Genomic DNA, 25643 nt, shown 5'->3' with positions numbered 1-25643 from the left:
TCGCTACCACAATGCCGCCGCCAGCGCTGCCAGCAGCGCTGGCGGCGTCGTCACGAGTCCGATCTTCAGAAACTGCCAGGCCGTCACCTCGATCTTTTCGCGCCGCAGCGCGGTGAGCCAGAGGATGGTCGCCAGCGAGCCGGTGACGGAGATGTTGGGGCCAAGATCGACGCCGATCAGGATCGCCCGGATCACCTCCTGAGGCAGGTGATCGCTGGCCGCGACCGAGCCGGCGACCAGGCCGACCGGCAGATTGTTTGCGACGTTGTCGGCCACGGCTGTGATCAGCCCCGCGGCCCAGGCCGTGCCGGCCGGCGAGGCGGCGACGCCCTGATGCAGCCACGCGCTGAGCTGGCCGATCGCGCCGGCGCGGCCCAATCCCTCGACCATCACGAACAGGCCGCCGACCAGCGGCAGCACGCCCCAGGACACGCCTTTGACGATCGGCCAGGGTGACTGCCGGCTGACGAGCAGAATCGCGGCCGCCGTGACCACGCCGCAGACGAAGGTCGGCAAGCCCAACTGGACGTCAAGCGCGGAAGCGGTCAGCAACACGGCGGCGATGGCGACAATGCCCATCGCGGCAAGCCGGCCTTCTCGGCTCAGATGCGGCTTCTCGACATCGGTCCGCAGCGTCTCCTCGCGCAGGGCGCGGCGCTGGGTCAACCAGAGCGCGACATAGGTTAGGGCAATGGCCGCGATCGATGGCAACGTGAACTGGCGCAGCCAGTCCGTCAGATGCGGCATGTGCTGGCCGAACACCACGAGATTGGCCGGGTTGGAGATTGGCAGCACGAAGCTCGCGGCATTGGCGATGAAGGCGCAGACGTAGAGATAGGGGAGCGGCGAGGCGCCGGCCGCCCGCGTCGCGGCATAGACCGCCGGTGTCAGCACGATCGCGGTGGCGTCGTTGGAGAGCAGCACGGTGACCAGGGTGCCGACCGCGTAGACCAGCAGGAACAGCAGCTGCGGCGAGCCGCGGGCGTGCTCCACCGCGTAGGCCGCGAGATAGTCGAACAGGCCCTCGCGGCGGGCGAGCTCGGCGATCAGCATCATGCCGATCAGGAACAGATAGACGTCGACGCCCTTGCGGATGCCGGCGAGCGCGTCCGTCCATGGCAGCAGGCCGAGCGCCACCAGGAGGAGCGCGCCCGTGACCGCCCAGATCGCTTCGGGCAGCCGGAAGGGGCGGATGATGACGCCGGCAGTGGCGGTGATGATGATGGCGTAGGCGAGCCAGGTCGTATGTGCGAACATGATCGGGGATGGTTAGAGCAAATCATTCGGCGGGGATAGCGGGCGCCGCGGCCGGGGTTGGATGTGCGGCTTCCGCGCCTCCGGTTTCCGGCAGCAGCAGCCAGCACACGATCACGGCGATGGCCGCCGTCGCGCCGAGCACCAGGAACGCGGCGCTGTAGCCGCCGTGGACCACGACGAGACCTGCCATGGCGGTGGAGAGCGCAGCCCCGATGCTTTGCGCGGTGATGACCGCGCCCTGCGCGACGTTGAACCGGCCGGTGCCGCGCATGAGGTCCGCCACGATCACCGGCATGATGGCGCCGAAGATGCCGGCGCCGACGCCGTCGAGCAGCTGCACGCCGACCAGCCACGCCTTGTCGTCCGACAAGGTATAGAGCACCGCCCGCAGCGGCAGGATCAGCAGCGCCGCCAGGAAGAACCGCTTGTGGCCCCAGCGGTCGGCGCGGGCGCCGACTAGGAGCGCCATCGGCACCATCACGAGCTGCGCCGCGGCGATGCAGGCCGACATCAGGCTGGTGCCGAGATTCTTGTCCTGCAAGGCGAGCTTCTGGCCGACCAGCGGCAGCATCGCCGCATTGGCCAGGTGAAACAGCGCGACGCAGACCGCGAAGATGAGGAGGGGGCGGCAGCTGAGGAGAATGCCCAGCCCTGAGGGTTGCTCGCCTTGAGTGGGGGCCGCGCCGTCTTTCTGATGCGACAGGCCGCGCGCCGCGTCGTGATCAATGGCGCGCTCGGGAATCGCGAGCACGCTGATGAGGCTGCCGGCGGAGGTCACGGCCATCAGATAGAACACGGCGGACGGTCCGAGTGCGTAGGCGGCAGCGCCGGCGATCACGGCGCCCACTGCGTTGCCGGCATGGTTGAAGGTCTCGTTGCGCCCGATTCGCGCCGTGAAGGCGCGGGCACCGACGATGCCGAGCGACACCGCCGCGATCGCCGGCGCGAAGATCACGCCGGCCGCGTTGGCGATGCTTTGCGAGATCGCGACCGGCCAGAAGCTCGACATCAGCGGCAGTGCCAGGGAGCCTGCGGTGACGATGATCGCGGCCACGATCATGATCATGCGCTTGGCCCTGGTCGCATCGACCAGCGCGCCGGCCGGCGTCTGGGCGACGATGCCCGCGATCGTCGCCAGCGACATCACGACGCCGATCGAGGCTTCGTCCCATTTCTGCTCGGTCAGCAGATAGATCGCGAGATAGGGACCGAGGCCGTCGCGCACGTCGGCCAGGAAGAAATTCGCGGCGTCGAGCGCGCGGCCCGCCCGGCGCGTGGTGGTTTCATCCTGTGACATGCTGTTGGCCTCGGCTCTCGTGACGTTCGGCGCGCAGGCGATCACGCGTGGGCGTGATCGTGCTTAGGTCCATGCTTAGGTCCGTGCTTGGGGCCGTGCTTGTGCTTCGGTCCGTGCTTGTGACCATCAGCATGCTTCGGCTCCGGCTTGACGTGCTTGAGCGGCTTGAGCGTCTTCGGGCTCGCACCGGCCTCGCGCGCGTGAATCACCCGGCCGAAGCGCGTGTCGATGCCGTCGCCGCGGACCGCCAAGGTGGCGTTCGGCGCAAGCAGGCCGGCGATGCCAGTGGCTTCCTTCGGCCCGATCCTCACGACCGTGCCGTCAGTCAGGAGCGCACCACGCAACTCGCCCTTCGGCCCGAACAGCGACAGCCGCACCGTGCCCTCCGCGTCCATCTTCTGATGCTCGTGCTTGGGATGCTCACGCTCCTCGTCGGGTCCGTGATCGACGATCTGCCGTCCGTTTGCGCCGGTCACTGCGATGGCGGCGAGCAAGTCAGCGCCGCGCGGCTTGACCGCGTGCACGCCGACCTTCTCACCAGCCTTGATCTGACGCGTCAGCTCGGCCTCCATGTGCGGGGGCGTGTGAACGAGCACGTCATTGTCGCCCGCGCGCATGACGAAGCCGTCGACCTCGCCATGAGGATTGAGCACGAAGCGCTCGAGAATTCCGGTCACGGCCGGCAGGCTGTCGGGGTCGATCCAATGCATGATTGTCTCCTCAGGTCTGTTTCGTTGGTTTGGAGGGCTCAGCCGCGCGGCGGAGGCGGCGGCGGGGGGCCGAGCCGATCGGGACCGCCCCTCGGGCCACGCGGCGGCGGCGGGCCTTCGATCTCCGTCAGCTGACTAGGCGAAGCGCCGATCGCCCTTACGTCGACCAGCCTGCCGAGCGCGGTCTCCAAGAGATCGCCGCGGACGGAGATCGTCTGTCCCACACGCAAGGTGTCGGCGAGACGCTCGGCTTCCGGCGGCGGCAGCCGCAGCTCGGTGCCGTCGTCGAGCACCGCGCCGTTGACCTCGCCGCGCTTGCCATGCAGCAGCGTGGCGATGCGTCCGCTGATGGTCTGATCGCTGCCGCGCCGTCCCGGTCCATCCGGCGGGCCGTTGTCGACCACGCTCTTGCCGGTCGCGATGTTGGTGACCTGGCTGGCATCGACCAGCGGCAGCGCACGGGCGCGCAAGCCCCGCACGGACACGCCGTCGCCTGGCTTGATGGTGAACACGACCTGCGCCGTCAGATGCGGCGGCAGCTTCACCTCGGTGCCATCGTTGAGGATCAGCCCGTCGACGTCGCCGCGCGGCGTCAGCGTGTACTGCTTGACGATGCCGCGCGTCTCCGGAAGCTGCGACGCATCCCATGTCGCATCAGGCGGGGAAAGCGGGGCTTGTGCCGAGGCGGTGCCGAGGCCTGCAGCGAGCGCGAGCAGGGTCACGATCGGCGTCATCTTTCGCGTCATCCTGGAACTCCTTGTCGAGGGTGGTGACGCGAATTGTTTCGCAACGGCCGTGCCAGTTGCGAGACCACGACAATTCAAGGAGTTGCATGATTGCGACGGGCGCTAACCGTCGTCTTTCCCGACGCTGCGCGTCAGATTTCCTGACACCTCGTCGCCGAGGCCGTAGCGCTGCATCTTGGTGTAGAGCAGCTGCCGGTTGATGTTGAGCTGCCGCGCCGCCTCGGTGCGATTGCCGCCGCAGGCTGCGAGCGCGCGGCGGATCAGGCGCTCCTCGAGGCGCGCCACGGCCGTGGGCAGATCCGTGGCAGGATCTCCGTCCGCATCGATCGGGTTCTTGGTGATGTCGATGTCGCCGGCGTCGATCAAGCTGCCGCGCGTCAGCACGCAGGCGCGTTCTATCGTATTGCGCAGCTCGCGCACATTGCCGGGCCAGGACGCGTGGACGAGCTTGTCGATGGCGGCGTCGCTCAGTTGCGGACGGAGGCGGTCCGTCGTGGCCAGCGCCAGAAAGTGGTAGGCGAGCGGCAGGATGTCTTCGCTGCGCTCGCGCAGCGGCGGCAGCTCGATCGGGATCACGTTCAGCCGATAGTAGAGATCCTCGCGGAAGGCGCCGTTCGCCACCTGCCTGGCGAGATCGCGATGCGTGGCGGCGATGACGCGCGCGGCCACTTTGACCGGCTTGCCGCCGACCGGCGTGATGATGCGCTCCTGCAGCGCGCGCAGGATCTTGGCCTGCATCGCCAGCGGCATGTCGCCGATCTCGTCGAGAAACAGCGTGCCGGCGCCGGCGTCGCCGAAGGCGCCGGAGCGATCGGAGGTGGCGCCGGTGAACGAGCCCTTCACATGGCCGAACAATTCGCTTTCGAGCAGGTCTTGCGGGATCGCCGCGCAGTTCACGGCGATGAACGGGCTCGCACTGCGCCGGCTGTGGACATGCAGTGCGCGCGCAACCAGCTCCTTGCCGGTGCCGGTCTCGCCCCGGATCAGCACTGTCGCCTCGGCATCGGCGGCAAGGCCGATCGTCTTCTGCACCCGGCGCATCGCCTCGCTGGTGCCGATCAGGCCGCTGTCGTCGGTGCCCGGTTTGTCATGCTGCAGATGGGCTCGCGGCGGCAGGCGCTCGATCAGCTCGCGCAAGGCGTCGCGGCCGATCGGCTTGACCAGATGATCGAAGGCGCCGAGACGCATCGCTTCGATGGTGTTCTCCGGGCTCGCATAGGCGGTCAGCACGATCACCGGCGGCGCGTCGCCATCGGCGCGGATGCGGCGCAGGGTTTCGATCCCGTCGATCCCGGGCATGCGCAGATCGAGCAGCACGGCATCGGTTTCGGCGCAGACCATGCCGATCGCCTCGCGACCCGAGGCTGCGGTCTGTGCGCGGTGACCGAGATCGGTCACCGTTTCCGCGAGACCATCGCGCAGGCCGGCGTCATCGTCGACGATCAGGATGGTTGCCATGGCAGGGAAATCTCGAAGCTGGTGCCGGTTGTGACAGGAGCAAGTCTCGCCTCGCCGTGATGAGCGCGGGCGATCTCGCGTACGATGGCGAGGCCAAGGCCGGTGCCATCGGCGCGGTTGCTGACGAAGGGTTCGAACAGGCGATCCCGGATGCTGGCATCGATGCCGGGGCCGCTGTCGGTGACGCGGAAGAGCAGGCGGCGATCATGGATTTCGGCCGCAACGACGATCTCGCCGCCCTCTGGCGTGTTCTGGATCGCGTTGAGGATGAGATTGTCGAGCGCGCGCTGCATCTGGGCGGGATCGAAGCAGGCGGCCTCAGTGGGGGAGGGCGCGAGCGCGCGCAGCTGCAGGCCGCTGCGCGTGGCCAGCTCGCGATGGGTCTCGATCGTCGCCTGCAGGAAAGCTACGAGATCAACGGTGCGTGGGGCCGGACGACTCGTTTGCGTCATCGCGAGCAGATCGCGCAGCAGCGCGTCGAGCCGCGCGACCTGCTGCAGGATCGCCTCGAGCGCGCGGCTCTTGCGCGCGGGATCAGGCGAGGCGAGCGCATTCTCGGCCTTCAGCCGCATCGCCGCGATCGGGTTGCGGATCTCATGGGCGAGGTTTGCCGACAGTCGGCCGACGGCGGCGAGCCGCTCCGCAGCTGTCGCGCGCTCGCGCTCCGCCGCGAGCCGATGGCCGGCATCGTTGACGGCGTCAACCAGGCGGTCGAGCTCGCGCGCGCCTGTGTGCGGCAGTTGCGGCAGGTCGGCGGTGTTGGGCGCCGCGCCGAGCGCGGACTCGATGATCGCGATGCGCCGCGACCACGAGGCCAGGATGAAGGCGAGCCAGATGGCCGAGCCGAGCAGAGTGAGCGCGAGCACGGAGAGACCCGTCAGCAAATGCGCGTAGGCTGGGCCCTCCGTTGTGGCGGCGCGCGTCATCGTCCACGCCGTGACGTTTTGCAGCGGACCGCGCAGCGGGCAGGCGTGGACGATCAGGGTCTGCGAGCGTCCGGCATTTTCCGTCGTCGCGGGACGGCCGCTGCGCTGGGCATCGCCATTGACCTGCTGGATGACGCTCGACTCGGCCGCGGGGAGATCGGTCTTGGGTCCCGTCCCCTCGTAGGTGGGATAGGCATAGGCAAGCGAGCCATGCTCGGCCTGCCAGATGCCGCCCTCGACGCCGGGCGATGCCGCCAGCGCGGACTGCACCACGGGGATGAGGTCTTGCTTGATGCGATCATCGATCGGCGCGCCGCCCCAGCCCGAGACGAAGAACTGATAGCGGTCGGCGATATCACGGCAGCCGCGCACCACCAGATCCTGCGCGCGTGCCACGCGCGCCTGCGACGATTGCTGAAACGATTCGACCAGGAGATAGGCCGTCGCCGCGCCGGAAACCGCCAGCATGAGCCAGAGCGCCGACAGCCGCGAGCGTAGGGAGCGCATCAAATGGTCCGCAATGACAAGGGATGCCGAGCGTGCGTAACCATCCGCAGAATACGGATCGCGGCACCTCACCGCCGAACAGAACGCTCGATTGGCAATGTTGGTTCCCGTGCGACCGCCTTAGCGCGGCAGCGGCGCCTTCTCGGCCATCGCCTTGCGCAGGATGCGCGACAGCGACTCGACCGAATAGGGCTTCTTGATCAGCTCGAAGCCGTGATGGGCGTTCTCCGCCAGCACATGGCTGTAGCCCGAGGTGAGCACGACCGGTAATCCGGGATAGCGATCGCGGATGATGCCGGCGAGCTCGAGGCCGTTGATCCCTGGCATGATGACGTCTGAGAACACCAGATCGACCGCGAATTCGTTGTCGGCGAGGATCGCCAGCGCATCCTGGCCGTTCGACACGCGACGCGTGACGTAGCCGAGATCTTCCAGCAGTTCGGTCGAGAACTGCCCGACCTCGTCATTGTCCTCGACCACCAGCACGCGGTAGCCGCGGCCGATCGTGGCGGGCTCGACGCGCGCGGCGCCGGCATCAGTACCGGATTGCGGCGCCGCCGCCTGCGGCAGGTAGATCGTGAAGGTCGCGCCCTGGCCGAGCCGGCTGTCGACGGCGATGTCGCCCTCGGACTGCTTGGCGAAGCCGAAGGCCTGGCTGAGGCCGAGGCCGGTGCCCTTGCCGACTTCCTTGGTCGTGAAGAACGGCTCGAAGATCGCATTGATGTTCTGCGGCGCGATGCCTGCGCCGGTGTCGGTGACCGAAATCGCGATGAAGGCGCCGGGGCGAGCGCCCTGGCCGCGCAAGGACGGGATCTGGTCCGTCCGCTGCACGCCGATCGTCAGCCGTCCTTCGCCGTTCATGGCATCGCGTGCATTCACCGCGAGGTTGATCAGGGCGGTCTGGAATTGCGCGATGTCGGCCAAGGTGAACAGGCTGGCTTCCTCGGCGGCCAGCTCTATATGAATGCGGCTGCCGACCAGCGGGCGGATCAGCTGCACCACGCTTTCGACCTGCTCGCCGACATTGAACACCTGCGGCGTCAGCGGTTGCCGCCGCGCGAAGGCGAGCAATTGCCCGGTCAGCTTGGAGGCGCGCTCGACGGTCTCGGAGATCGCATCGACGTAGCGCCGCCGTCGTTCCTCGGCGAGATCACGGCGGCGCAGGAAGTCGGTGGCCGACCGTATGATGGTGAGCAGGTTGTTGAAGTCGTGCGCCACGCCGCCGGTAAGCTGGCCGACCGCCTCCATCTTCTGCGACTGCCGCAACAGCTCCTCGCCCTGGATGCGCTCGGTGATGTCGACGGCCTCGGCCACCGCACCCATGATCGTCTCATGCTGGTCGAATAGCGGCCGCATCGACAGCTCGAAATGCCGGTCGCCGTTGGCGAATTCGAGCCGGACCTCGGTGCGGAAACTGTCACCGGCGAGCACGCGCGCAAACGCCGTGCGCAGCATCTCGCTGACGCCGGTCGTGTAGGTGAACCAGGGCGCGTCCCAGAGCGGCTGGCCGATGACATCTACGCCGCCGGCGCGCATGCCCATGACGGCAATGCGGTTGGCATGGGTGATGCGGCCTTCGATGTCGAGAATGGCCTGATACTGGTTGCTGGTGTCGAAGATGGCGCGCATACGCGCCTCGTTGGCGGCGAGCTGTGCGGTGCGCTCCCGGATGCGCTCCTCCAGCGTCTCGTTCATCCGGCGCAGCTCGATCTCGCCCTGCTTGGCGGCGGTGACGTCGTGGGCGACGCCGATGAAGCCGATGTGCTGGCCGTTCGCATCCCAGCGCGGCTGCGATTCCGAGCGCAGCCAGCGCCATTCGCCGTCGGCGCGGCGATAGCGCGCCTCGAGAAAGAACGGCTTCAGCGAACACTCACCCGATTGCTGCTGGCCGAGAATGCGCGGCAGGTCGTCCGGATGCAGCGCGTTGCGCCAGTCGAAGGCGAGCGCCTCGTCATGCGGCAGCCCAAGGAAATCGACATAGGCGCGATTGACGAAGGAGCGGGTGCGGTCGAGCTTGGTCACCCAGATCGGCACCGGCGCGCTGTCGGCGATTAGGCGGAAGCGCTGTTCGCTCTCGCGCAGCTTGGCTTGCGCATCCATCTGATCGGTGACGTCGATATGCGCGCCGACCAGCCGGATGGCGCGGCCGTTCCAGTCGCGCTCGATGCGGGCGATGACGCGGATCCAGCGGGTCTCGCCATCGCTCGGGCGAATGATGCGATATTCGGTGGTATAGTCTTCCTGCTTGCTCTTCACCGCCGCGATGAAGTCCTGCTCGGCCTTGGCGCGGTCCTCGGGGTGGACACGCCTCACCCAATCCTCGTGGGTCTCGTTGGCGGCTTCGGGCGGCAGGCCGTGAATGATCAGATATTCGGGGGAGCGGCGGTTGCGAAAACCCTCGCGGAGATCGACCTCGACGCCGCCGACCCGCGCGATGCGCTGGATGCGCGCCAGCTCGCCCTCGCGCTCCTGAAGGGCCCGGTAGGCCTGGTCGCGGTCGCGCGCGATCTCCTCGATGTGCTGGCGCAGCTCGGCCGCGCCGGTCGCATCCGGGACAACGTCGTCTCTGGGCGCATCCGCGCTGTTCATGCTGACCTGCACTCGAAGGGCAAGCGGTCGCCGGAAAATCTCACCGCAGGTGTTCGGAAGCGTGGCGACATCGGGTTCAATGACAACAAACTGGCCAGCAATTGAGGCGGACGAACGTCCGCGTGACGAAAACGTAGGGGCAGATAAAAAGTTCCGCAGCCCCGGAACGGACTGTTACTGTCATGCGTCGTCAGGCGCTAGACACCGCAACGCGTAGGTCCATACCGTGAAGCTCTTCGTCTGTCAGGCCTGCAAGAATATCCTGTATTTCGAGAATCGCAGCTGCGGGCGCTGCGGACATCAGCTCGCCTTCATGCCGGAGCGCCAGACGCTCTCGGCAATCGAGCCGGCGGGCGAAGGCTTTCGAACCTTGGCCGACGGCGGGGAGGGGCGGTTCTTCTGCGCCAATGCCGAGCACGACGTCTGCAATTGGCTGCTCGAAGCCGGCGAGACCACGGGCTTCTGCCGCGCCTGCCGGCATAATGGCACCATTCCCAATTTGTCCGACCCTGCGCAGCTGGTCAGCTGGCGCGAGTTGGAGGTGGCCAAGCACCGGCTGTTCTATTCCCTGATTCGTTGGAAGCTGCCCTTGAAGACGCGGCTCGAGGACCCGCAACACGGCCTCATCTTCAACTTCCTCGCCGATGATCCGGCCGGGCAGCAGAAGGTCATGACCGGCCACGACAACGGGCTGATCACGATCGCTCTGGCCGAGGCTGACGACATCGAGCGCGAGCGCCGCCGTCTGGAGATGGACGAGCCGTACCGGACGCTGCTCGGTCATTTCCGCCACGAGGTCGGGCATTACTTCTGGGACGTGCTGGTGCGCGATGCCGGCCGGCTCGAGCAATGCCGCGCCGTTTTCGGCGACGACAGCCAGGACTATGGCGAGGCGCTGAAGCGTCATTACGAGCAGGGGGCACCGGCCAATTGGCAGGACAATTTCGTGTCGGCCTACGCGACGACCCATCCCTGGGAGGACTTTGCCGAGACCTGGGCACACTATCTGCACATCGTCGATACGCTGGAGATGGCCTCCGAGTTCGGCATCGAGATCGATCCGCCGGCCGACCAGATCGGCGGGCTGACGGCCCGCGTCACCTTCGATCCCTATGTCGCCGATGATTTCGACGTCATCGTCAATGCCTGGCTGCCGTTCACCTTTGCCATGAACAGCGTGGCCCGGGCGATGGGCGCGCGCGATCTCTATCCGTTCATTCTGACGCCGCCGGTGATCGAAAAGCTTGGTTTCATCCATGGTCTCGTGCGGCAGAGCGCGCAGACCGTCGCGGCGCGCCGGACGCCGGACAAGCCGCAGGCCGTGCAGAAGGAGGAGGTCGGGGCGGTGTGATCCCGGCCTTGACTCTCAAGAACATAAAGTGAACAAAAGCGACTGCAGATGTCTACGATGGCGATCCTTCGATGTCGACCAAAGTCCGCTCCAGCTCTGAGGACGATCAGCTCGAGGCCGCCGTGGACCAGGCGATTGCAGCCTGCGGTGGTGATCTCAGGGGCACCATTCGCGCGCTGATCGTTGCGAATGATTATCTGGAGACCGAGGTCGCCGAGCTGATGAAGGCGGTGTCGCACGCCTATGCGCGGGGACGTTTCCACAGCTATTCCGGGTGACGGCACAGCGCGACTGGCATGCCTCGGAGGACGACTTGATCAGACGCAAGGCGGGTTGCGCGCGGGCGATTTTGCTATAGACGAACCGGTCAAGCCCGCGGTCCATTGCTTCGCCGCGAGCGGGGAGCCCGCCCAAAGGTATCAAGCAAGAACATGTTCAAAACCATTCTGATCGCGAACCGCGGCGAGATCGCCTGCCGGGTCATCAAGACCGCCCGCCGCATGGGAATCAGGACCGTTGCGGTCTATTCGGAAGCCGATCGCGATGCGCTGCATGTCGAGATGGCCGATGATGCCGTGCTGATCGGGTCGCCCGCCGCCGCCGAGAGCTATCTGCTGATCGACCGCATCGTCGAGGCCTGCAAGAAGACCGGCGCGCAGGCCGTGCATCCCGGCTACGGCTTCCTGTCCGAGCGCGAGGCGTTTCCGCGCGCGCTGCAGGAGAACGGCATCGTCTTCATCGGCCCCAATCCCGGCGCGATCGCGGCGATGGGCGACAAGATCGAATCGAAGAAGGCGGCCGCCAAGGCCAAGGTCTCGACCGTGCCGGGCTTCCTCGGCGTCATCGAGGACGACAAGCACGCGGTGCGCATCGCCGACGAGATCGGCTACCCCGTGATGATCAAGGCCTCCGCCGGCGGCGGCGGCAAGGGCATGCGCATCGCACATTCGACCGCCGAAGTGGCCGAGGGCTTCAACCTCGCGAAGGCCGAGGCCAAGGCGTCGTTCGGCGACGACCGCGTCTTCATCGAGAAGTTCATCGTCGATCCGCGCCACATCGAGATCCAGGTGCTCGGCGACAAGCATGGCAACGTGATCTATCTCGGCGAGCGCGAATGCTCGATCCAGCGCCGCAACCAGAAGGTCATCGAGGAGGCGCCGTCGCCGCTGCTCGACGAGGAGACCCGGCGCAAGATGGGCGAGCAGGCGGTCGCGCTCGCCAAGGCCGTGAACTACGATTCCGCCGGCACCGTGGAGTTCGTCGCCGGTCAGGACAAGAGCTTCTATTTCCTGGAGATGAACACCCGTCTGCAGGTCGAGCATCCCGTGACCGAACTCGTCACCGGCATCGATCTGGTCGAGCAGATGATCCGCGTCGCCGCCGGCGAAAAGCTCGCGCTGGCGCAGAAGGATGTGACGCTCACTGGCTGGGCCGTCGAGTCGCGCGTCTATGCCGAGGATCCGTTCCGCAACTTCCTGCCCTCGATCGGGCGCCTCACGAAGTATCGCCCACCGGCTGAGAGCAAGGCTGATGGCATCACCGTGCGCAACGACACCGGCGTGCAGGAGGGCGGCGAGATCTCGATCTATTACGATCCGATGATCGCCAAGCTGGTGACGCACGCGCCGTCGCGCGCCGCCGCCATCGAGGCGCAGTCGACTGCGCTCGACGCGTTCTATGTCGACGGCATCCGTCACAATATCCCATTCCTGTCGGCGCTGATGAACCATCCGCGCTGGCGCGAGGGCCGGCTGTCGACCGGCTTCATCGCCGAGGAGTTTCCCAAGGGCTTTGCGGCGCGTGCGCCGGAAGGCGAGATTGCGCGCCGGCTCGCCGCCGTCGGTGCTGCGATCGATCACGTGCTCGGCGAGCGCAAGCGGCAGATCTCGCAGCAGATGATCGGCCGTCCGGTGACCCGTCAGGGCCGCCGCGCGGTGTGGCTGGGCCGTGACGAGATCCTGCTCGACATCGCCAGGGACAACGGCGCGATCACGGTCCGCTTCGTCGGCGCCGACGGCAAGGTCGGCACTTCGCACGCGCTGGTCTCCGAATGGAAGCCGGGCGATGCGGTCTGGCACGGCACCATCGATGGCGCAGAGATTGCGGTGCAGACGCGCCCGATCCCGAACGGCGTGCGGCTCGCACATCAGGGCGTCGAAGCGCCGGTCTACGTCTACACGGAAGCTGAAGCAGCAGCGGCACGGCTGATGCCGGTGGTCACCGCGGGCGACAGCGGCAAGAAGCTGCTCTGCCCGATGCCCGGTCTCGTCGTGTCGATCGCCGTGACCGAAGGCCAGGAGGTCAAGGCCGGCGAGACGCTCGCCGTGATCGAGGCCATGAAGATGCAGAACGTGCTGCGTGCCGAGCAGGACGGCACGGTGAAGAAGGTCCACGCCTCGGCCGGCGCGACGCTGGCGGTCGACGCGCTGATCCTGGAGTTCGCGTAAGTCTAACCGGCGTCATTGCGAGCGCAGCGACGCAATCCAGGGCTCAGCCCGTCACTCTGGATTGCTTCGTCGCTTCGCTCCTCGCAATGACAAGAGAGGAGCCCGGAATGACCTTTCGTATGCGTCGAGAGGCGCTTCGCACAATCCTCGCCGGCGACCGCTGCGTTCACCCAGGGTCGGTCTATGACGCCATCTCGATCCGGATCGCCGAAGACCTCGGCTTCGAACTCGGCATGTTCGGCGGCTCGGCCGCGTCTCTGGCCATCCTCGGCGATCCCGACATGGCGCTGATCACCCTCACCGAACTTGCCGAGCAGATGCGGCGGATGTCGCGTGCCGCGGCGCTGCCGGTGCTGGTCGATGCCGACCACGGCTACGGCAACGCGATGAACGTCCGCCGCACCGTGCAGGAGCTGGAGGCCGCCGGCGCCGCCGGCCTGACCATCGAGGACACGCTGCTGCCGCAGGCGTTCGGCGCCGCCAAGCCGCAGCTGATCTCGCTCGCCGAAGGTGTCGGCAAGGTGAAGGCCGCGCTCGACGGCCGCGGCGATCCCTCGCTCGTGGTCCTCGGCCGCACCGGCGCCGTCTCCATCACCTCGCTCGATGACGCGATCGCGCGCGCCAGGGCCTATCAGGCCTGCGGCGTCGACGGGCTGTTCTTCACGGGGATCAGCAGCCGTGATCAGCTCGATGCGATCGCTGCGGCCACCAATCTGCCGATCGTGCTCGGCGGCGCGCCGGAGGAGATGGCCGATCTCGGCTATCTCGCGTCACGCCGCGTCCGCGTCGCGCTGCAGGGCCATGCCCCGATCGCCGCGGCCACGCAGGCTGTGTACGAGACGCTGAAGGCCTTGCGTGATGGCACCCCGCCGAAGCAGCTCAAGGGTCTCCCGTCGGCCGAGCTGACGTCTCGCGTCATGCGCGAGGGCGATGTGAAGGCGCGCCTGCGCGACGTGCTGGGGCTCGGATCATGAGCGATCGAGTCATCGTCCATGTCAGCGTGCGCGGCCGCGTCCAGGGCGTCGGCTATCGCGCCTGGGTCGAGGACCAGGCCATCCTGAACGGCCTCGAAGGCTGGGTCCGCAACCGCAGCGACGGCAGCGTCGAGGCGGTGTTTGCCGGCCCGCCTGATGATGCCGCAGCCATGGTCGCGGCCTGCCACAAGGGACCGCCTGCCGCGCGCGTCGATGCGGTCGTCGAGACGCCGGGGACGATCGGGCAGCTCGCTCTCCGCCGCGCCGGCGAGCCGTTTTCGGTGCTGCCTACCGTCTAGCCGCCGACGATTGTCGGGTGTCGAGGAGCCAACCCATGCGGCGCATCCTTTGCAGGCATCCGAGGCGCCGGTGATGATCGAGCTGGTGTTTGATGCAATCGCGCAGGTGGCGATTGCCGTCAGCTTGGTAACAGGACGCGCTGTCCTGATCGTCGCTTCACTCGGACGTATCAGGACTGGACCATTCTGGGGAGGCCGCAAAGCCCGTCGATTTGGTCTCAGCCGGGATGCGACTGGACACCTGCTGGTCGGCGATCTCTGGGCTGTCCTGTGCGGAGCGGCAGTCTGGGCCACATTCATCTTGATCGGGTGGTGGCTGACCTGACGCGAATTGCGCGGTATCGCCTGCCTACGCGGCCGAGATGACCAGCGCCTGAATCTGGCCTTCGATCGGACCATCGCCGAACCTGCGTGCGAGCGCTTCGGTGGCGGCTTGCGTGACAGCGGCAAGGCCCGGCGCGCCGCGTGCTTCGATCTCGCCGCGCATCGGTGTGCCCTGGCAGTAGGCGATGGCTGGCCCTTGCGCAGAGGCGGCACGGCTGCGGTGAGGCAGTGGCTCGACGATGATATCGGAGAAGCCGGCCTCGCTCAGGTCGGCCCTGATCTTCACTGGATCGAAATAGCCATGTGGCGCGCGGGTGAAGAACTGGGGCGGATTGTCCGAGAACACCTGTTGCAGTGTGTCGTGTACGACATGGGCGAACTCATTGTCCTCGATCCGGTCCCAGACGTTGAAGACGAAGCGTCCCCCGGGCCTCAGTACGCGGCGCGCCTCGGCATAGCCCTTCACGCGATCCGGGAAGAACATCACGCCGAACTGGCAGGCGACGACATCGAAGCTCGCGTCGGCAAAGGGCAGGGCCAGCGCATCGGCCTGCTGGAATGCGACGCGGCGGGCGTCAGTGGGATGCGTCTTGGCCTGTGCCAGCATCGGCTCGTTGAGGTCGGTCGCCGTGATCCGCACCTCCGGCGGCAGCTCGGCATCCAGCGCCCTGGTGACGACGCCGGTTCCCGCTGCGGTTTCCAACACGTCGCGCGGCTGGAGAGTCTTGATGCGTCGCGCGAGATCCTGCGCATAGGGCGTGAAGATCAGGGGAACCAGTAGTTCGTCGTACATTTGCGGGATCGAGCCGGTGAAGGCCTTGTCGGATGCCGTCATGGCTTACTCCTGTTCCAGACCGGGCAGGGAAGGATCAGGCGCGATCGTCAGCGGCGGACGTCTGCGCCTTCATGTCCGTCTTGCCAAGCGGCCCTCCGGTTCAGCGGAACGGACGCTCTTGACATTTAGCTCCATCAGTCGGATATTTCTGTCATGACAGAAATTACAGGCAAGAAGAAGCTGCCCGCCGCCGTCGAGCGCTTCATCCTCAACTGGGGCGACATGGGCGACCAATGGGGCGTGAACCGCTCGGTGAGCCAGATCCACGGCCTCTTGTATCTCGCCGAGAAGCCGATGACGGCGGAGGACATTGCCGAGACGCTCGGCATGGCGCGCTCCAACGTCTCCAATTCGCTGAAGGAGCTGCTCGCCTGGGACCTGATCCGGCGCGTGCCGATCTTGGGCGACCGCCGCGATCATTTCGAGGCCGAGACCGACATCTGGGAGGTGGCGCAGCGCATCGCCGCCGGGCGCAAGGAGCGCGAGATCGATCCCGCGATCGCTGCGCTGCGCGCCTGCGTGGCGGAGGCGACCGCGGACCCCGCCATCAGCGCGGTCGCGAGCAAACGGCTGAAGGACATGCTGGCTTTCACCGAACTGGTCGACCGCTGGTACGCGCAGATGCTGAGGGTGCCGCGGCCGCGTCTGGTCGCGCTGATCAAGCTCGGCGAGAAGATCGCAAACCTGCTGCCGTCGGGACGGTCTCGGTCCGGCAGCGACTAGTTCAGAGGAGGGCGTCATGGTGAGCCACCGACATCTCGGACTTTCAGCGCCCTCCAATGCCAGGCTTCACGACGATCACCGCTTTCGCGCGCTGCTGTCGGCGGAAGACTGGGGCCGGTTGCCGGTGTCGATCTGGCGCCGCTTCTCCAAGCGCCTCGCCGAGGGCGCGACGGTGGTCTATGTCGGCGAGGTCGATCAGGCCGGGACGAGCCGTGCCGGCTTCTGGTTCGCGCAGGCCGCGCGGCTGATCGGCGGGCCACTGCCGACCTCGACCGCGACCGGCGTGCCGATGATCGTTGCGGTCACGGAAGATGCGGCGAGCGGCGGGCAGGTTTGGACGCGCATCTGCGGCCGTCCGCATGGTTTTCCTCAAGTGATCCACTCGGCCAAGCGTTTCGCCGGGCCGACCGGGCTCGAGGAATATCTCGGCTGGGGTTTGAGCATGAGCCTGCGCGTCTGCGTGAGCGATGGCGCGCTCGTTTTTCATAGTGCCGGCTACACCCTTGCATTCGCCGGCCGGCGCTGGCGGCTGCCGTCCTGGCTCACGCCCGGCGATCTCACTGTCACCCATTCCGATCTCGGCGGCGGAAGCTTCCGCTTCACGCTGGAGATCGTCCATCCGCGCTTCGGCCGGATCATCCGCCAGAGCGCCACGTTCCGGGAGTCCTCACCATGACGCCGCTGCTCTGGTCCCTGATCGCCATCCAGATCTTTATGGGGGTGTTCGACACCTTTTATCACCACGAGTTCACCGAGCGGCTGGCGTGGCGGCCGTCGCAGCAGGGCGAGCTCAGGCTGCATGGCATTCGCAATCTGCTCTATGGGCTGCTGTTTCTCGTTCTCGGCTGGTCCGAGGTGCACGGGCTGTTCGCTATTCTCGTGCTGGCGGTGCTGATCGCCGAGATCGCGATCACGCTGACGGACTTCGTCGAGGAGGACCTGACCCGCAAGCTGCCGCCGAGCGAGCGGATCAATCACACGCTGCTTGCGATCAACTATGGCGCCATCCTGATGCTGCTGGTGCCGCTGTTGATCGACTGGGCGATGCGGCCGTCCGCGATCGTGCCGGCTTATGCTGGAGTGTTGAGCTGGATCGCTGCGGCCGCTGCCGTCGGTGCCAGCCTGTGCGGCCTGCGTGACTTCATGGCGGCGAAGCGGCTTTCGCGGATGACACAGCCCGATGCGGCCGCGCTGGTTGGGGCGTTGCCACCGGCGCAGACGATCCTCGTCACCGGCGCGACCGGCTTCATCGGCGCGCGGCTGGTGGCAAGCCTGACGGCTGCCGGCCATCACGTGATCGCCCTGGTTCGCGACCCCGCCAAGGCGGCCGCCTTGCCGCCGCCGCTGACGCTCGTCACCGCGCTCGACCAGATCGCCTCCGACACCCGCATCGATGCGATCGTCAATCTCGCGGGCGAGCCGATCGGCAACGGCGCGTGGACCGCGGCGAAGCGCGACAGGATCGTGCAGTCGCGGGTCGCCATGACGGAGGCCGTCGTTGCGCTGATCGGCCAGCTCGACCGCAAGCCGAAGGTGCTGGTCAACGGCTCGGCGATCGGCTGGTATGGTTTGTGGCAGGACCAGCCGCTGACGGAATCGGCCAAGTCGCACGCCTGCTTCAGCCATGAGCTGTGCGAGGCCTGGGAGCAGGGCGCTGCCTGCGCGCAGGCGCATGGCGTCCGCGTGGCGCTGCTGCGGATCGGCCTCGTCGTCGGCCGTGACGGCGGCTTTCTGGCGCGCATGCTGACGCCGTTCGAGTTCGGGCTCGGCGGTCCGCTCGGCTCCGGCCAGCAATGGATGTCGTGGATCGAGCGCGACGATCTGATCCGGCTCATCGCCCATGTGATCGCCACCGACGGCATCACCGGCCCGGTCAACGCGACGGCGCCGCTGCCGGTGCGCAATCTCACCTTCACGGCCGAGCTCGCGCGCTGCCTGCGGCGGCCGGCCTTGCTGCGCGTGCCGGCCGGGCTGCTGCGCCGGATCGGCGGCGACTTTGCCGAGGAGCTGCTGCTCGGCGGGCAGCGCGTGGTGCCGAACAAGGCGCTGTCGAGCGGCTTCGTGTTCCGGCACCAGAGCCTGCGCAGCGCGCTGGAATCCATCCTGTGAGGCCGTCGTGCCCGAACCGTCATTTGCGCTCCGCCCGCGCCATGGTCACCGACGGCAGCTCGCCGAACGTGGCGCGGTAGTAGCGGGCGAAATGTCCGGCATTGGCGAAGTTGCAGGCGGCGGCCGCGGTGGCAACCGTGACCGCCGGATCGCCCGAGCGCAGCATCTCGTGCGCCCGGCGCAGCCGGACGGATTTGGCGAACGCCATCGGCGAATAGCCGCGCACGCGCTCGAACAGGCGAAAGATCGAGCGCGCGCTGACGCCGGCTTCGCGGGCGAGCCGCTCGATCGTGATCGGTTCGCGCCAATTGGCTTCGATGTAATCCTCCAGCCGCTTGACGAGGCCGAAATCCGGCATCGGACTGGGGTCCAGCAGCAGGTCGCGGTAGCGATGCCGGCTGGCGCAGAGAAACGCCACGTGCACGGCGTCCTCCAGCTCGCGGTAGACGGCGGCCGGGAACACGGCGCCCGGCTCGTTGAGCTGGGTGGTGAGGAAATCCAGCAGCCGCATCAGGCTGCGGGCCTGCGGATCCGCGGCGGGGATGGCGGGATCAATCGCGTAATCGGCCCGCGGCTGCGCGCCGGCCAGCGCGGTCAGCCGTTGCCGCAGCACCTGCGGGTCGAGGCGCAAGGTCAGGCGGCGATGGCCGCTTTGACAGGCCATCTGCCAGGGCACGCCGGCGGGCGCCACGGCAAACTGATTCTCGTTCACGTCGGTCGCCTCGCCGCGGGCGCAACTCACGGCGCGCCCCTTCAGCGCGATCTGCACCCTGATGAAGTCGGCTGCCCGATGGTCGGAGACGATGTCGCAGGTCGACGTGCCGAAGCCGAGGCCGATGGTTTCGAGCTCGATGAGATTGACGATCGTCTCGAAACGCTCGGCGTGCCGCAAGTCCACCCGCTCGGCGCCGAGTTGCCGGTCCGCGAGGTCGCGCAACACCTCCGCATTGGACGTCCGGATCAGCGTGTGACGATGGAGGGGTTCGAGACCGGGAGGCGCCGGGCTCGGATCGGCCGCGCCGACGAGGTCTGCTGCAGTCAAGAGACGGTTCAAGCCGCTGCTCCTGAGCTCCGATTGTTAACGCATGTTACATTACGTCCCGGTCACGTCAATTCATTCGACATTGCAGCGCTCCGAAAGGCGGCGGCCAGTGTGCGCAACGCGGTCCGCTTGGCAGCGTCGCCGACCTTGGCATGGATAACGACCTTGGAGCGGCCGAGTTGCGGCAGTCCGAGGTCCGGTCCGACGTCGATCAGTCCGCTCGGGGCGATGCGGCGGGCCAGCGGCGCAATCGCAAGGCCGGCGCGCGCCGCGGCCGTGACCGCCGTGACGCCGCCGCCGACGAATGTCTCGCGAAAGGCGAGCTTGGCGCGATCCAGCGCGCGGACGGCGATGCTGCGCACGCCGCAGGGCGGCGCCAGTGTCGCGAGCGGCAGGGTGCCGTCGGGCGGCAGACGGAAGCGTGGAGCCGCGAACCAGCCGAATTCGTCGGTGATCAGCGTCTCGCCGCCGCGGCGGCTCGCCTCGCGCCGCACGATGACGGCGTCGAGCTGCCCGGCGTCGTAGCGGTCGAGCAGGTCGCGGGAGAAGGCGATGCTCACCGAAAGCGCCAGATCTGCCGTGGCCCTGTGGAGCTGTTCGAGCATCGGCACCAGTTCGGGACCGGCGACGTGATCGCTGATTCCGAGCGACAGAAGCGCCCGCTCGACCGGCTTTCCCCTGAGCGCAAGGTCGTGCGCGGCGATGAGCGCCACGGCGTGCTCGGCGAAGGTGGCGCCGTCGGCCGTGATCCGGACGGCGCGCGGTGAACGCTCGACGAGCCGCTTGCCGAGCAATGCCTCGAGGCGCTGCAGCTTCAGGCTGACGGCGGCCTGCGTGGTGCCGAGAATCTCGGCCGCGCGGGTGAAGCTCTTAAGCTCCGATACCAGCAGGAAAGCGCGGACGGTGGTGATATCGAGCGTTGCCGTCATATCCGACCGTTATCATTGATATCCATGACGATAAGATACCAAAATGAGAAGGCTGCGGCTAGCTTTGGTGACGGAGCGCGTCGATGCGCTCGAAAACGGGAGCCGACCATGCCGTTGATCAACATCATCTACGCCAGCTCGCGCCGCCAGCCGGCGCTGAAGAAGCACATTGCCGATGCCGTCACCGAGTTGACGGCGCGCATCCTGCACAAGGATCCCAAGGTCACCGCGGTCATCGTGTCCGAAGCGGACGCCGCGGACTGGTTCGCGGGCGGTGCGTCGCTCGCGGAGCAGGGGCTCGCCAGCTACTGGATCGACATCCATGTCACCGAGGGCACCAACACCAAGGACGAGAAGGCCGCCTATCTCGCCGCCGTGTTCGACCGCATGTCCGAGCTCATCGGTCCGTTGCATCACGAGACCTACCTGCATGTCGACGAGGTCAAGGCCGACGCCTACGGCTTCGGCGGCTTGAGCCAGGAGCGCCGCTATGTCGCGGCCAAGCTCGAGGTGCCGCCGCAGCGCGGCACCTGACGTTCAGGCGGTCGCGGCGAGGTCGGCAGCGACGGCGCCGAACACGCTCTCGAAGGCCTGCCGGAGTGCGACGTCGACGTCGGCCATCGTGACCGGCAGGCCGAGATCGACCAGGCTCGTCACGCCGTAACGCGGATCGGTGACGCCGCAGGGCACGATCGCCTGGAAATGCGACAGATCCGGCTCGACATTGATGGCGATGCCGTGAAAGCTGACCCAGCGCTTCAGCCGGACGCCGATCGCGGCGATCTTGTCCTCATAGCCCGCGCCCTTGTCGGGGCGCTTCACCCAGACGCCGACGCGATCCTCGCGCCGCTCGCCGCGGACGTTGAAAGAGTCGAGAGTGCGGATGATCATCTCTTCGAGGGCCGCGACGAAAGCCCGCACGTCCGGCCGGCGCCGCTTCAGATCGAGCATGACATAGGCCACGCGCTGGCCGGGGCCGTGATAGGTGACCTGGCCGCCGCGTCCGGTCGACAGCAGCGGAAACCTGGGATCGCGCAGGTCCTCGGCCTTTCCGGACGTCCCGGAAGTGTAGACCGGCGGGTGTTCGAGCAGCCACACCAGCTCCGCCGCCTCATGCGCCGCGATCGCCGCAGCCCGCGCCTCCATGGCCGCGGTCGCCTCGGCATAGTCGACCAGCGAATCGGAGATGCGCCATGCGACCGCGTTGCCGGGCGGCCCGGCAAAGCTGGTGAGGTCGAGGGTTTCGCGGCTGTTAACCATTGGCTAACCGTAACATGGTGATCTCTGGGGCAACGGATTCCAGTGACTTGGGTGCTCTCGCAGTGTCAACCCTCGATAAAGTGACAGTCGACCTGATGGTCGTGCTCGGCACCTGTTCAATGCCCATCCACCAGGTTCTGCGCCTGTCGCGCGGCGCCATCATCGAGCTGGACGCGACCGAGGCCGACGACGTCAAGGTGCTGGCCAACAATTTGCCGATCGCCAACGGCGTCGTGCTGGTCGATCGCAACCGCATTGCGGTCGAGGTCAAGCAGATGCTGCCGCGCTCGCCGACCCCGACGACGCGATAGGGTCCCAACAACGTCCCCGAGGCGACGCAAAAACCATCCACAATCCGGTATTTTAGGGCAGGGCGGGGGTTGTCCCCCCGAGATCGATTTGATACACGGGCGCCACTGATCCGGTGCCGCCTGTTTCCAGGCTCCGGCTTCTCCTTCGCGCTCGTGGCGGAATTGGTAGACGCGCTGCCTTGAGGTGGCAGTGGGTAACACCGTGGGGGTTCGAGTCCCTCCGAGCGCACCACAAACCCACGTTTTCCCTTGAAATCGTTACGGTTTTTTCCGGATGTTACCCGGGAATGTTACCACTTCGTTCCCGCCCGCCGTTCCCGTCCTGTTTTCCGCGACAGGCCTCAAAAAATCATCCAGAGACTGGCCCTGGTCGAACGCGACCACCTTGTCCATTCCGCTGATGCCGAGCTTCTCGCGGTTGGCCTGGGCGATGTAGTGCGCCGGCATCTTCGGGTCGGTCCAGCCGAACATCGCCATCATCTGGCTCTCAGTACACTCGGCATAGGCCGCCACTTCGGCGCGCGCCTTGCGCACCCCATGGCAGCTTTTCTTCGCCTCGTTGACGCCGGCAAGGACGGCGTACTTCTTGAACTTCATCGCCCACGCCTTCTTGTTCATCGGCAGCACGCGCCCCTTCAGGCGCTTCCCGGTGAACACGTCGGCGCCGATGATTCCGGCGGCTCTTGCGGCCCGCAGGCTCTCCGCGAATTCCGGGTGCACCGGCACGGTCACCATCGTATTGCCCCGGCTTTTTTCGGTGGTGATCTGCACGGCCATCTTGCGCACGATCTGGCGCAGGTGCGGCGGCCCAAAGCGATGCGCATCCCCAAGCCGCAGGAACGTGTAGTGCAGGATGTCGAACATCAGCCGCGCCTCGGTCCCGAGCGGCCATTTGGCCCGGTATTTGGCCATGTCATCCTCGGTCCAGGGCAGAAAGCCACCGCTCTCTCGCGACGCACGCGCCTTCCCGGAGCGAAGGCCGATGGTCGGATCGTCGTCCTCGTCCAGGTGGCCCTCGTCGATCATCCAGCGCATCAGGCCGCGCAGGGCCGACAACAGATTGCCGGCCTGAGAGGGGGTCCGCGCCTTCATCTCCGCCTTGATGACGTTGCGCGTGAGCACTGAAAACGGCTTCTCGCCATTCTCGATCAGCAGGCTTTCAATCAAACCAGTCCGCTGGAGGCGAGTTGTCTCGGCAAGACCGGCATGGCCGACACTGAGATCGCCGAGCCAATGATCGCTTTGCCTGTATCCGTACCAGTACCAGCGCAGTGTCCCGGGCTTAGGCGGCGAAGTGGGGCGCGCAGGGCAGGGCGCGTTACGCTGCTTCTGGGCGTTGACGTAGTCACTCTCCTGTCCGTAGAGCGCGATCTGGGAGGCGATGGCGGCATCGACCTCAGCATCAAATTCTGAAGAACCATACGCGGCCTTGATCCGGATCTTTGGCAGTTTGTTGCGGAGCTGCACGTAGTAGCGCAATTGACCGCGCTGGCTGACATCGACGCAGAGATAGCGGCGCTCCGGCTGACCGGGCTTGCTGGTTCCTTTGACGCGCCGCATCCGCAACACTCCTCCGAGTGCGGCGACCGCCGCCTCATAGGCGGCATCGAACGCTCTCGTACCGTAGTCTTCGGCGATCCCGATCCGGCGTCCCTTCCGGCTGACCTTGACGTACCAGCGCAACGATCCGGATTCGGAATAGTTGAAATAGAGGTACATGCGACGATCCCCACGCGCGCGGGGGTCGGGACGTTCCGTCTCAGGCATTGGTCGGCTCCCTGAACCAATGCCTGGAGTCTACGAATCCTCGGATTCGACATCAACGGTGAAAGGTGCGTTTCACCCGCTTTCGGTGCCATTGAGACGGCGCGCAAGCGCCTCGGACGGCGTCCAGATCTCGTCGAAATTGATCTTTGGCTGACGGGTCGACTGAGCGCTCGAGGTCAGAGCAATCCTGATCACGCCGTCCGTATCGACGACGACCTCGGCCGCGCCGGCCTCCTTTGCGGCGCGGATCGCGCGCGCGATATCGGCCTGGGTAACCTTGGCTGGGCGGCGAGGCATCGAGGATCTCCATTCGATCTATGATCGCCACCGGACTGCGCTTGTCCGATTCTACGAAACGCCGAGGGCGATCGCCAGCAAGAAACGCCGAAACGCGCCATTGAAACAGTGCTGGGTCCCTCGGTGGAGAACGTTCGGCGGCGATTGCGCGTGAAACGGACAGCCGGTGCCGAGTTCGACGATGAATGGAATGAGGCGCCGTTGCGGCAGATCCGCTTCGACGGCACCCGAACCGGCGCTATTTGTCCTTTGCCGTCGGTTTGACGGGGCCGTCGTCCAGCAAGGGACGGTACCTCTTGCGCAACTCGTCCACCGCAGTTCGGTCGAGCTCGCCTCGTCGCTGACGGTCGCGCAGAACAGCACGGTCCTCCACCGAAAGGGCGATCAGGAATTCCCAGCCTTCGCCCCTGTCCGGGAACAGCTCGACGATCCGCAGATCGAGCCGCGCGGCATCATCGTCGTCATGGGCCGGTCCGATCGGCTTGGCCTGCAGATGTCCGCGGGACGCCTGAGGCAGATGGTTCGCCGATGCCGGTGATCTGTTTTTATTTATTTCTTTATAGGCAGGTCCCTGAGGGCCCCGCGGTGCTTCTTTATACGCAGGTCCCTTTTGGACCCGCGGAGCCGCAGGTCCCTTTTGGCCCCGCGGCCGACCAGCAACATTGGCAGGGACCGGCACGTCGCGGACGACATAGTCGATCTCACCGAACCGCTGGCCGTCGGCGAGTCGCTGCTGCTCTCGGGTGACGTAGCCAGCCGAGATCAACTCACGGAAAATGCGTTGCAGTTTCTTGCGGCCGACCAGAAGCGTCCGTCCGATATGATCGAGACGGACCCGCCACCTGTGTGGACGTGACAGCAGGAAACCGAGCACGCCCTTGGCCTCGACCGAAAGCCGTTCATCGGTGAACACGGCATTCGGCACGATCGTGAAATGCGTCCTGTGCTCGCGACGCACGATGGTCAAGAGGGCGCTCCCAAATCGTCGGCCCTTGTCTGCGCCATTGACCAGGACCGAGATGCGGGAAGACCAACAGCGCGGCGCATGAGCGTTGCAGGATTGGAAGCGTCACGGCCTCTCTCAGCCGCCGGAGAGCAGGCCGGCCGCATGGACGAGGTTGCTGAGGGTCTTTCGGTGCCGGCTTCGGTGGAAGCCCACGAGAACACGCCCGTGCACCGTCGGCGGTCCATGCTGAGCGCCGCTCGCCGGCGGATCAGTTTGACCGCACGCTGATCGATCATGCCTTCGGACGCGCTCTCGCTGACTGCAGCTGGATGAGCTTCACTAGAAGCGCGTGGTTGTTGAGAGCGAGGGTTGCTGTAGTTCATGAGCGAACATGCCACGGCAAACGCGAACCACCATCATGCCGATCCTACGATCCGCTTCGACAAAGTTGCTCATGTTCCGAATGAGGTGCCGGCTATTCCCCGGGATGGAGAAACCGCGTCCTGCTAGAGCAACCGTCGCTCGTCATCGCGACCATC

The 25643-nt window shown here is 66.5% G+C and carries 25 protein-coding genes and 1 tRNA gene; 12 read left to right on the top strand and 14 right to left on the bottom strand.

The features are described 5' to 3' along the window. Positions 1–3: 3 nt before the first annotated feature. From ACQR1Y_RS01465 to ACQR1Y_RS01435, 7 genes are all read right to left on the bottom strand, one after another. Positions 4–1257: an arsenic transporter gene (locus tag ACQR1Y_RS01465; RefSeq protein WP_434878164.1), complete on the bottom strand. Its 1254-nt coding sequence runs from the start codon at positions 1255–1257 to the stop codon at positions 4–6. Positions 1258–1279: 22 nt separating this feature from the next. Further along, entirely contained in the window at positions 1280–2554 is a 1275-nt protein-coding gene (locus ACQR1Y_RS01460; RefSeq protein WP_434878165.1) for an MFS transporter, read from the bottom strand. Positions 2555–2595: 41 nt separating this feature from the next. Next, positions 2596–3264, bottom strand: coding sequence for a hypothetical protein (locus ACQR1Y_RS01455; RefSeq protein WP_434878166.1), 669 nt, complete (start codon positions 3262–3264; stop codon positions 2596–2598). A 38-nt stretch (positions 3265–3302) separates the two neighbouring features. Beyond that, entirely contained in the window at positions 3303–3998 is a 696-nt protein-coding gene (locus ACQR1Y_RS01450) for an OB-fold nucleic acid binding domain-containing protein (protein WP_434878242.1), read from the bottom strand. 114 nt (positions 3999–4112) lie between these two features. Beyond that, positions 4113–5468, bottom strand: a complete 1356-nt coding sequence (locus tag ACQR1Y_RS01445; RefSeq protein WP_434878167.1) for a sigma-54-dependent transcriptional regulator — start codon at positions 5466–5468, stop codon at positions 4113–4115. Next, a complete protein-coding gene (locus ACQR1Y_RS01440; protein ID WP_434878168.1) occupies positions 5453–6901 on the bottom strand; it encodes a sensor histidine kinase in 1449 nt (482 codons plus the stop codon). Before ACQR1Y_RS01440 ends, ACQR1Y_RS01445 begins: the two co-directional genes overlap by 16 nt. 120 nt (positions 6902–7021) lie before the next feature. Continuing rightward, positions 7022–9490, bottom strand: coding sequence for a PAS domain-containing protein (locus tag ACQR1Y_RS01435; protein WP_434878169.1), 2469 nt, complete (start codon positions 9488–9490; stop codon positions 7022–7024). A gap of 226 nt (positions 9491–9716) precedes the next feature. Here ACQR1Y_RS01435 and ACQR1Y_RS01430 point away from each other — a divergent pair, with 226 nt between their 5' ends. From ACQR1Y_RS01430 to ACQR1Y_RS01405, 6 genes are all read left to right on the top strand, one after another. Further along, positions 9717–10841 (top strand): zinc-binding metallopeptidase family protein, encoded by a 1125-nt coding sequence (locus ACQR1Y_RS01430; RefSeq protein ID WP_434878170.1) that lies wholly within the window; start codon positions 9717–9719, stop codon positions 10839–10841. 71 nt (positions 10842–10912) lie between these two features. After that, positions 10913–11119: a hypothetical protein gene (locus tag ACQR1Y_RS01425; protein ID WP_434878171.1), complete on the top strand. Its 207-nt coding sequence runs from the start codon at positions 10913–10915 to the stop codon at positions 11117–11119. 153 nt (positions 11120–11272) lie between these two features. Further along, the gene (locus ACQR1Y_RS01420; RefSeq protein WP_434878172.1) at positions 11273–13288 is read left to right on the top strand and encodes an acetyl-CoA carboxylase biotin carboxylase subunit; all 2016 of its coding nucleotides are present in this window, start codon (positions 11273–11275) and stop codon (positions 13286–13288) included. Positions 13289–13395: 107 nt separating this feature from the next. Further along, a complete protein-coding gene (locus ACQR1Y_RS01415; RefSeq protein WP_434878173.1) occupies positions 13396–14262 on the top strand; it encodes an isocitrate lyase/PEP mutase family protein in 867 nt (288 codons plus the stop codon). Further along, positions 14259–14561 (top strand): acylphosphatase, encoded by a 303-nt coding sequence (locus ACQR1Y_RS01410; protein WP_434878174.1) that lies wholly within the window; start codon positions 14259–14261, stop codon positions 14559–14561. Before ACQR1Y_RS01415 ends, ACQR1Y_RS01410 begins: the two co-directional genes overlap by 4 nt. 73 nt (positions 14562–14634) lie before the next feature. After that, complete coding sequence (locus tag ACQR1Y_RS01405; protein ID WP_434878175.1) at positions 14635–14886, top strand: hypothetical protein; 252 nt, start codon at positions 14635–14637, stop codon at positions 14884–14886. A 24-nt stretch (positions 14887–14910) separates the two neighbouring features. Here the strand turns inward: ACQR1Y_RS01405 and ACQR1Y_RS01400 are convergent, their stop codons facing one another. Further along, entirely contained in the window at positions 14911–15720 is an 810-nt protein-coding gene (locus ACQR1Y_RS01400) for a class I SAM-dependent methyltransferase (RefSeq protein ID WP_434878176.1), read from the bottom strand. Positions 15721–15873: 153 nt separating this feature from the next. On the opposite strand from ACQR1Y_RS01400, the gene ACQR1Y_RS01395 reads away from it, so the two are divergent. The 3 genes from ACQR1Y_RS01395 to ACQR1Y_RS01385 are packed head-to-tail and all read left to right on the top strand — an operon-like array spanning position 15874 to position 18552. After that, positions 15874–16443: a GbsR/MarR family transcriptional regulator gene (locus tag ACQR1Y_RS01395; protein WP_434878177.1), complete on the top strand. Its 570-nt coding sequence runs from the start codon at positions 15874–15876 to the stop codon at positions 16441–16443. Positions 16444–16459: 16 nt separating this feature from the next. Beyond that, positions 16460–17119: a DUF4166 domain-containing protein gene (locus ACQR1Y_RS01390; RefSeq protein WP_434878178.1), complete on the top strand. Its 660-nt coding sequence runs from the start codon at positions 16460–16462 to the stop codon at positions 17117–17119. Further along, positions 17116–18552 carry a TIGR01777 family oxidoreductase gene (locus ACQR1Y_RS01385; RefSeq protein ID WP_434878179.1) on the top strand — a complete coding sequence of 479 codons (1437 nt, stop codon included), beginning with the start codon at positions 17116–17118 and terminating at the stop codon, positions 18550–18552. Before ACQR1Y_RS01390 ends, ACQR1Y_RS01385 begins: the two co-directional genes overlap by 4 nt. Before the next feature lie 19 nt (positions 18553–18571). Here ACQR1Y_RS01385 and ACQR1Y_RS01380 read toward each other — a convergent pair whose 3' ends face one another. Continuing rightward, positions 18572–19606, bottom strand: coding sequence for a helix-turn-helix domain-containing protein (locus ACQR1Y_RS01380; protein ID WP_434878180.1), 1035 nt, complete (start codon positions 19604–19606; stop codon positions 18572–18574). Positions 19607–19656: 50 nt separating this feature from the next. Then, positions 19657–20523: a LysR family transcriptional regulator gene (locus ACQR1Y_RS01375; protein WP_434878181.1), complete on the bottom strand. Its 867-nt coding sequence runs from the start codon at positions 20521–20523 to the stop codon at positions 19657–19659. Between the two features lie 108 nt (positions 20524–20631). On the opposite strand from ACQR1Y_RS01375, the gene ACQR1Y_RS01370 reads away from it, so the two are divergent. After that, complete coding sequence (locus tag ACQR1Y_RS01370; protein WP_434878182.1) at positions 20632–21057, top strand: tautomerase family protein; 426 nt, start codon at positions 20632–20634, stop codon at positions 21055–21057. A 3-nt stretch (positions 21058–21060) separates the two neighbouring features. Here the strand turns inward: ACQR1Y_RS01370 and lipB are convergent, their stop codons facing one another. Then, positions 21061–21783, bottom strand: coding sequence for a lipoyl(octanoyl) transferase LipB (gene lipB, locus ACQR1Y_RS01365; RefSeq protein WP_434878183.1), 723 nt, complete (start codon positions 21781–21783; stop codon positions 21061–21063). A 14-nt stretch (positions 21784–21797) separates the two neighbouring features. On the opposite strand from lipB, the gene ACQR1Y_RS01360 reads away from it, so the two are divergent. Both ACQR1Y_RS01360 and ACQR1Y_RS01355 read left to right on the top strand, forming a co-directional pair. Next, positions 21798–22094, top strand: a complete 297-nt coding sequence (locus ACQR1Y_RS01360; protein ID WP_434862238.1) for a FliM/FliN family flagellar motor switch protein — start codon at positions 21798–21800, stop codon at positions 22092–22094. A 147-nt stretch (positions 22095–22241) separates the two neighbouring features. Further along, a tRNA-Leu gene (locus ACQR1Y_RS01355) sits at positions 22242–22326 on the top strand. A gap of 26 nt (positions 22327–22352) precedes the next feature. On the opposite strand, the gene ACQR1Y_RS01350 is transcribed toward ACQR1Y_RS01355, so the two are convergent. From ACQR1Y_RS01350 to ACQR1Y_RS01340, 3 genes are all read right to left on the bottom strand, one after another. Continuing rightward, positions 22353–23813, bottom strand: a complete 1461-nt coding sequence (locus ACQR1Y_RS01350) for a tyrosine-type recombinase/integrase (protein ID WP_434878184.1) — start codon at positions 23811–23813, stop codon at positions 22353–22355. A gap of 120 nt (positions 23814–23933) precedes the next feature. After that, positions 23934–24158, bottom strand: coding sequence for a hypothetical protein (locus ACQR1Y_RS01345; RefSeq protein ID WP_172107825.1), 225 nt, complete (start codon positions 24156–24158; stop codon positions 23934–23936). A 238-nt stretch (positions 24159–24396) separates the two neighbouring features. Beyond that, positions 24397–25116 carry a hypothetical protein gene (locus tag ACQR1Y_RS01340; RefSeq protein WP_434878243.1) on the bottom strand — a complete coding sequence of 240 codons (720 nt, stop codon included), beginning with the start codon at positions 25114–25116 and terminating at the stop codon, positions 24397–24399. Between the last annotated feature and the right edge of the window lie 527 nt (positions 25117–25643).

The sequence above is a fragment of the Bradyrhizobium sp. HKCCYLRH3099 genome (assembly GCF_051167855.1).
Lineage (GTDB): Bacteria > Pseudomonadota > Alphaproteobacteria > Rhizobiales > Xanthobacteraceae > Bradyrhizobium.
Note: the sequence above shows the minus strand (reverse complement) of the source record. Positions and strands in the feature narration are given on the sequence as shown.

Coding starts and splice junctions, on each gene's coding strand:
- ACQR1Y_RS01370 (WP_434878182.1), top strand. CDS start 20,632: ATGCCGTTGATCAACATCATCTACGCCAGCTCGCGCCGCCAGCCGGCG.
- ACQR1Y_RS01395 (WP_434878177.1), top strand. CDS start 15,874: ATGACAGAAATTACAGGCAAGAAGAAGCTGCCCGCCGCCGTCGAGCGC.
- ACQR1Y_RS01350 (WP_434878184.1), bottom strand. CDS start 23,813: ATGTACCTCTATTTCAACTATTCCGAATCCGGATCGTTGCGCTGGTAC.
- lipB (WP_434878183.1), bottom strand. CDS start 21,783: ATGGTTAACAGCCGCGAAACCCTCGACCTCACCAGCTTTGCCGGGCCG.
- ACQR1Y_RS01455 (WP_434878166.1), bottom strand. CDS start 3,264: ATGCATTGGATCGACCCCGACAGCCTGCCGGCCGTGACCGGAATTCTC.
- ACQR1Y_RS01420 (WP_434878172.1), top strand. CDS start 11,273: ATGTTCAAAACCATTCTGATCGCGAACCGCGGCGAGATCGCCTGCCGG.
- ACQR1Y_RS01390 (WP_434878178.1), top strand. CDS start 16,460: ATGGTGAGCCACCGACATCTCGGACTTTCAGCGCCCTCCAATGCCAGG.
- ACQR1Y_RS01415 (WP_434878173.1), top strand. CDS start 13,396: ATGACCTTTCGTATGCGTCGAGAGGCGCTTCGCACAATCCTCGCCGGC.
- ACQR1Y_RS01400 (WP_434878176.1), bottom strand. CDS start 15,720: ATGACGGCATCCGACAAGGCCTTCACCGGCTCGATCCCGCAAATGTAC.
- ACQR1Y_RS01450 (WP_434878242.1), bottom strand. CDS start 3,998: ATGACGCCGATCGTGACCCTGCTCGCGCTCGCTGCAGGCCTCGGCACC.
- ACQR1Y_RS01375 (WP_434878181.1), bottom strand. CDS start 20,523: ATGACGGCAACGCTCGATATCACCACCGTCCGCGCTTTCCTGCTGGTA.
- ACQR1Y_RS01425 (WP_434878171.1), top strand. CDS start 10,913: ATGTCGACCAAAGTCCGCTCCAGCTCTGAGGACGATCAGCTCGAGGCC.
- ACQR1Y_RS01410 (WP_434878174.1), top strand. CDS start 14,259: ATGAGCGATCGAGTCATCGTCCATGTCAGCGTGCGCGGCCGCGTCCAG.
- ACQR1Y_RS01435 (WP_434878169.1), bottom strand. CDS start 9,490: ATGAACAGCGCGGATGCGCCCAGAGACGACGTTGTCCCGGATGCGACC.
- ACQR1Y_RS01440 (WP_434878168.1), bottom strand. CDS start 6,901: ATGCGCTCCCTACGCTCGCGGCTGTCGGCGCTCTGGCTCATGCTGGCG.
- ACQR1Y_RS01405 (WP_434878175.1), top strand. CDS start 14,635: ATGATCGAGCTGGTGTTTGATGCAATCGCGCAGGTGGCGATTGCCGTC.
- ACQR1Y_RS01465 (WP_434878164.1), bottom strand. CDS start 1,257: ATGTTCGCACATACGACCTGGCTCGCCTACGCCATCATCATCACCGCC.
- ACQR1Y_RS01460 (WP_434878165.1), bottom strand. CDS start 2,554: ATGTCACAGGATGAAACCACCACGCGCCGGGCGGGCCGCGCGCTCGAC.
- ACQR1Y_RS01385 (WP_434878179.1), top strand. CDS start 17,116: ATGACGCCGCTGCTCTGGTCCCTGATCGCCATCCAGATCTTTATGGGG.
- ACQR1Y_RS01360 (WP_434862238.1), top strand. CDS start 21,798: ATGGTGATCTCTGGGGCAACGGATTCCAGTGACTTGGGTGCTCTCGCA.
- ACQR1Y_RS01445 (WP_434878167.1), bottom strand. CDS start 5,468: ATGGCAACCATCCTGATCGTCGACGATGACGCCGGCCTGCGCGATGGT.
- ACQR1Y_RS01345 (WP_172107825.1), bottom strand. CDS start 24,158: ATGCCTCGCCGCCCAGCCAAGGTTACCCAGGCCGATATCGCGCGCGCG.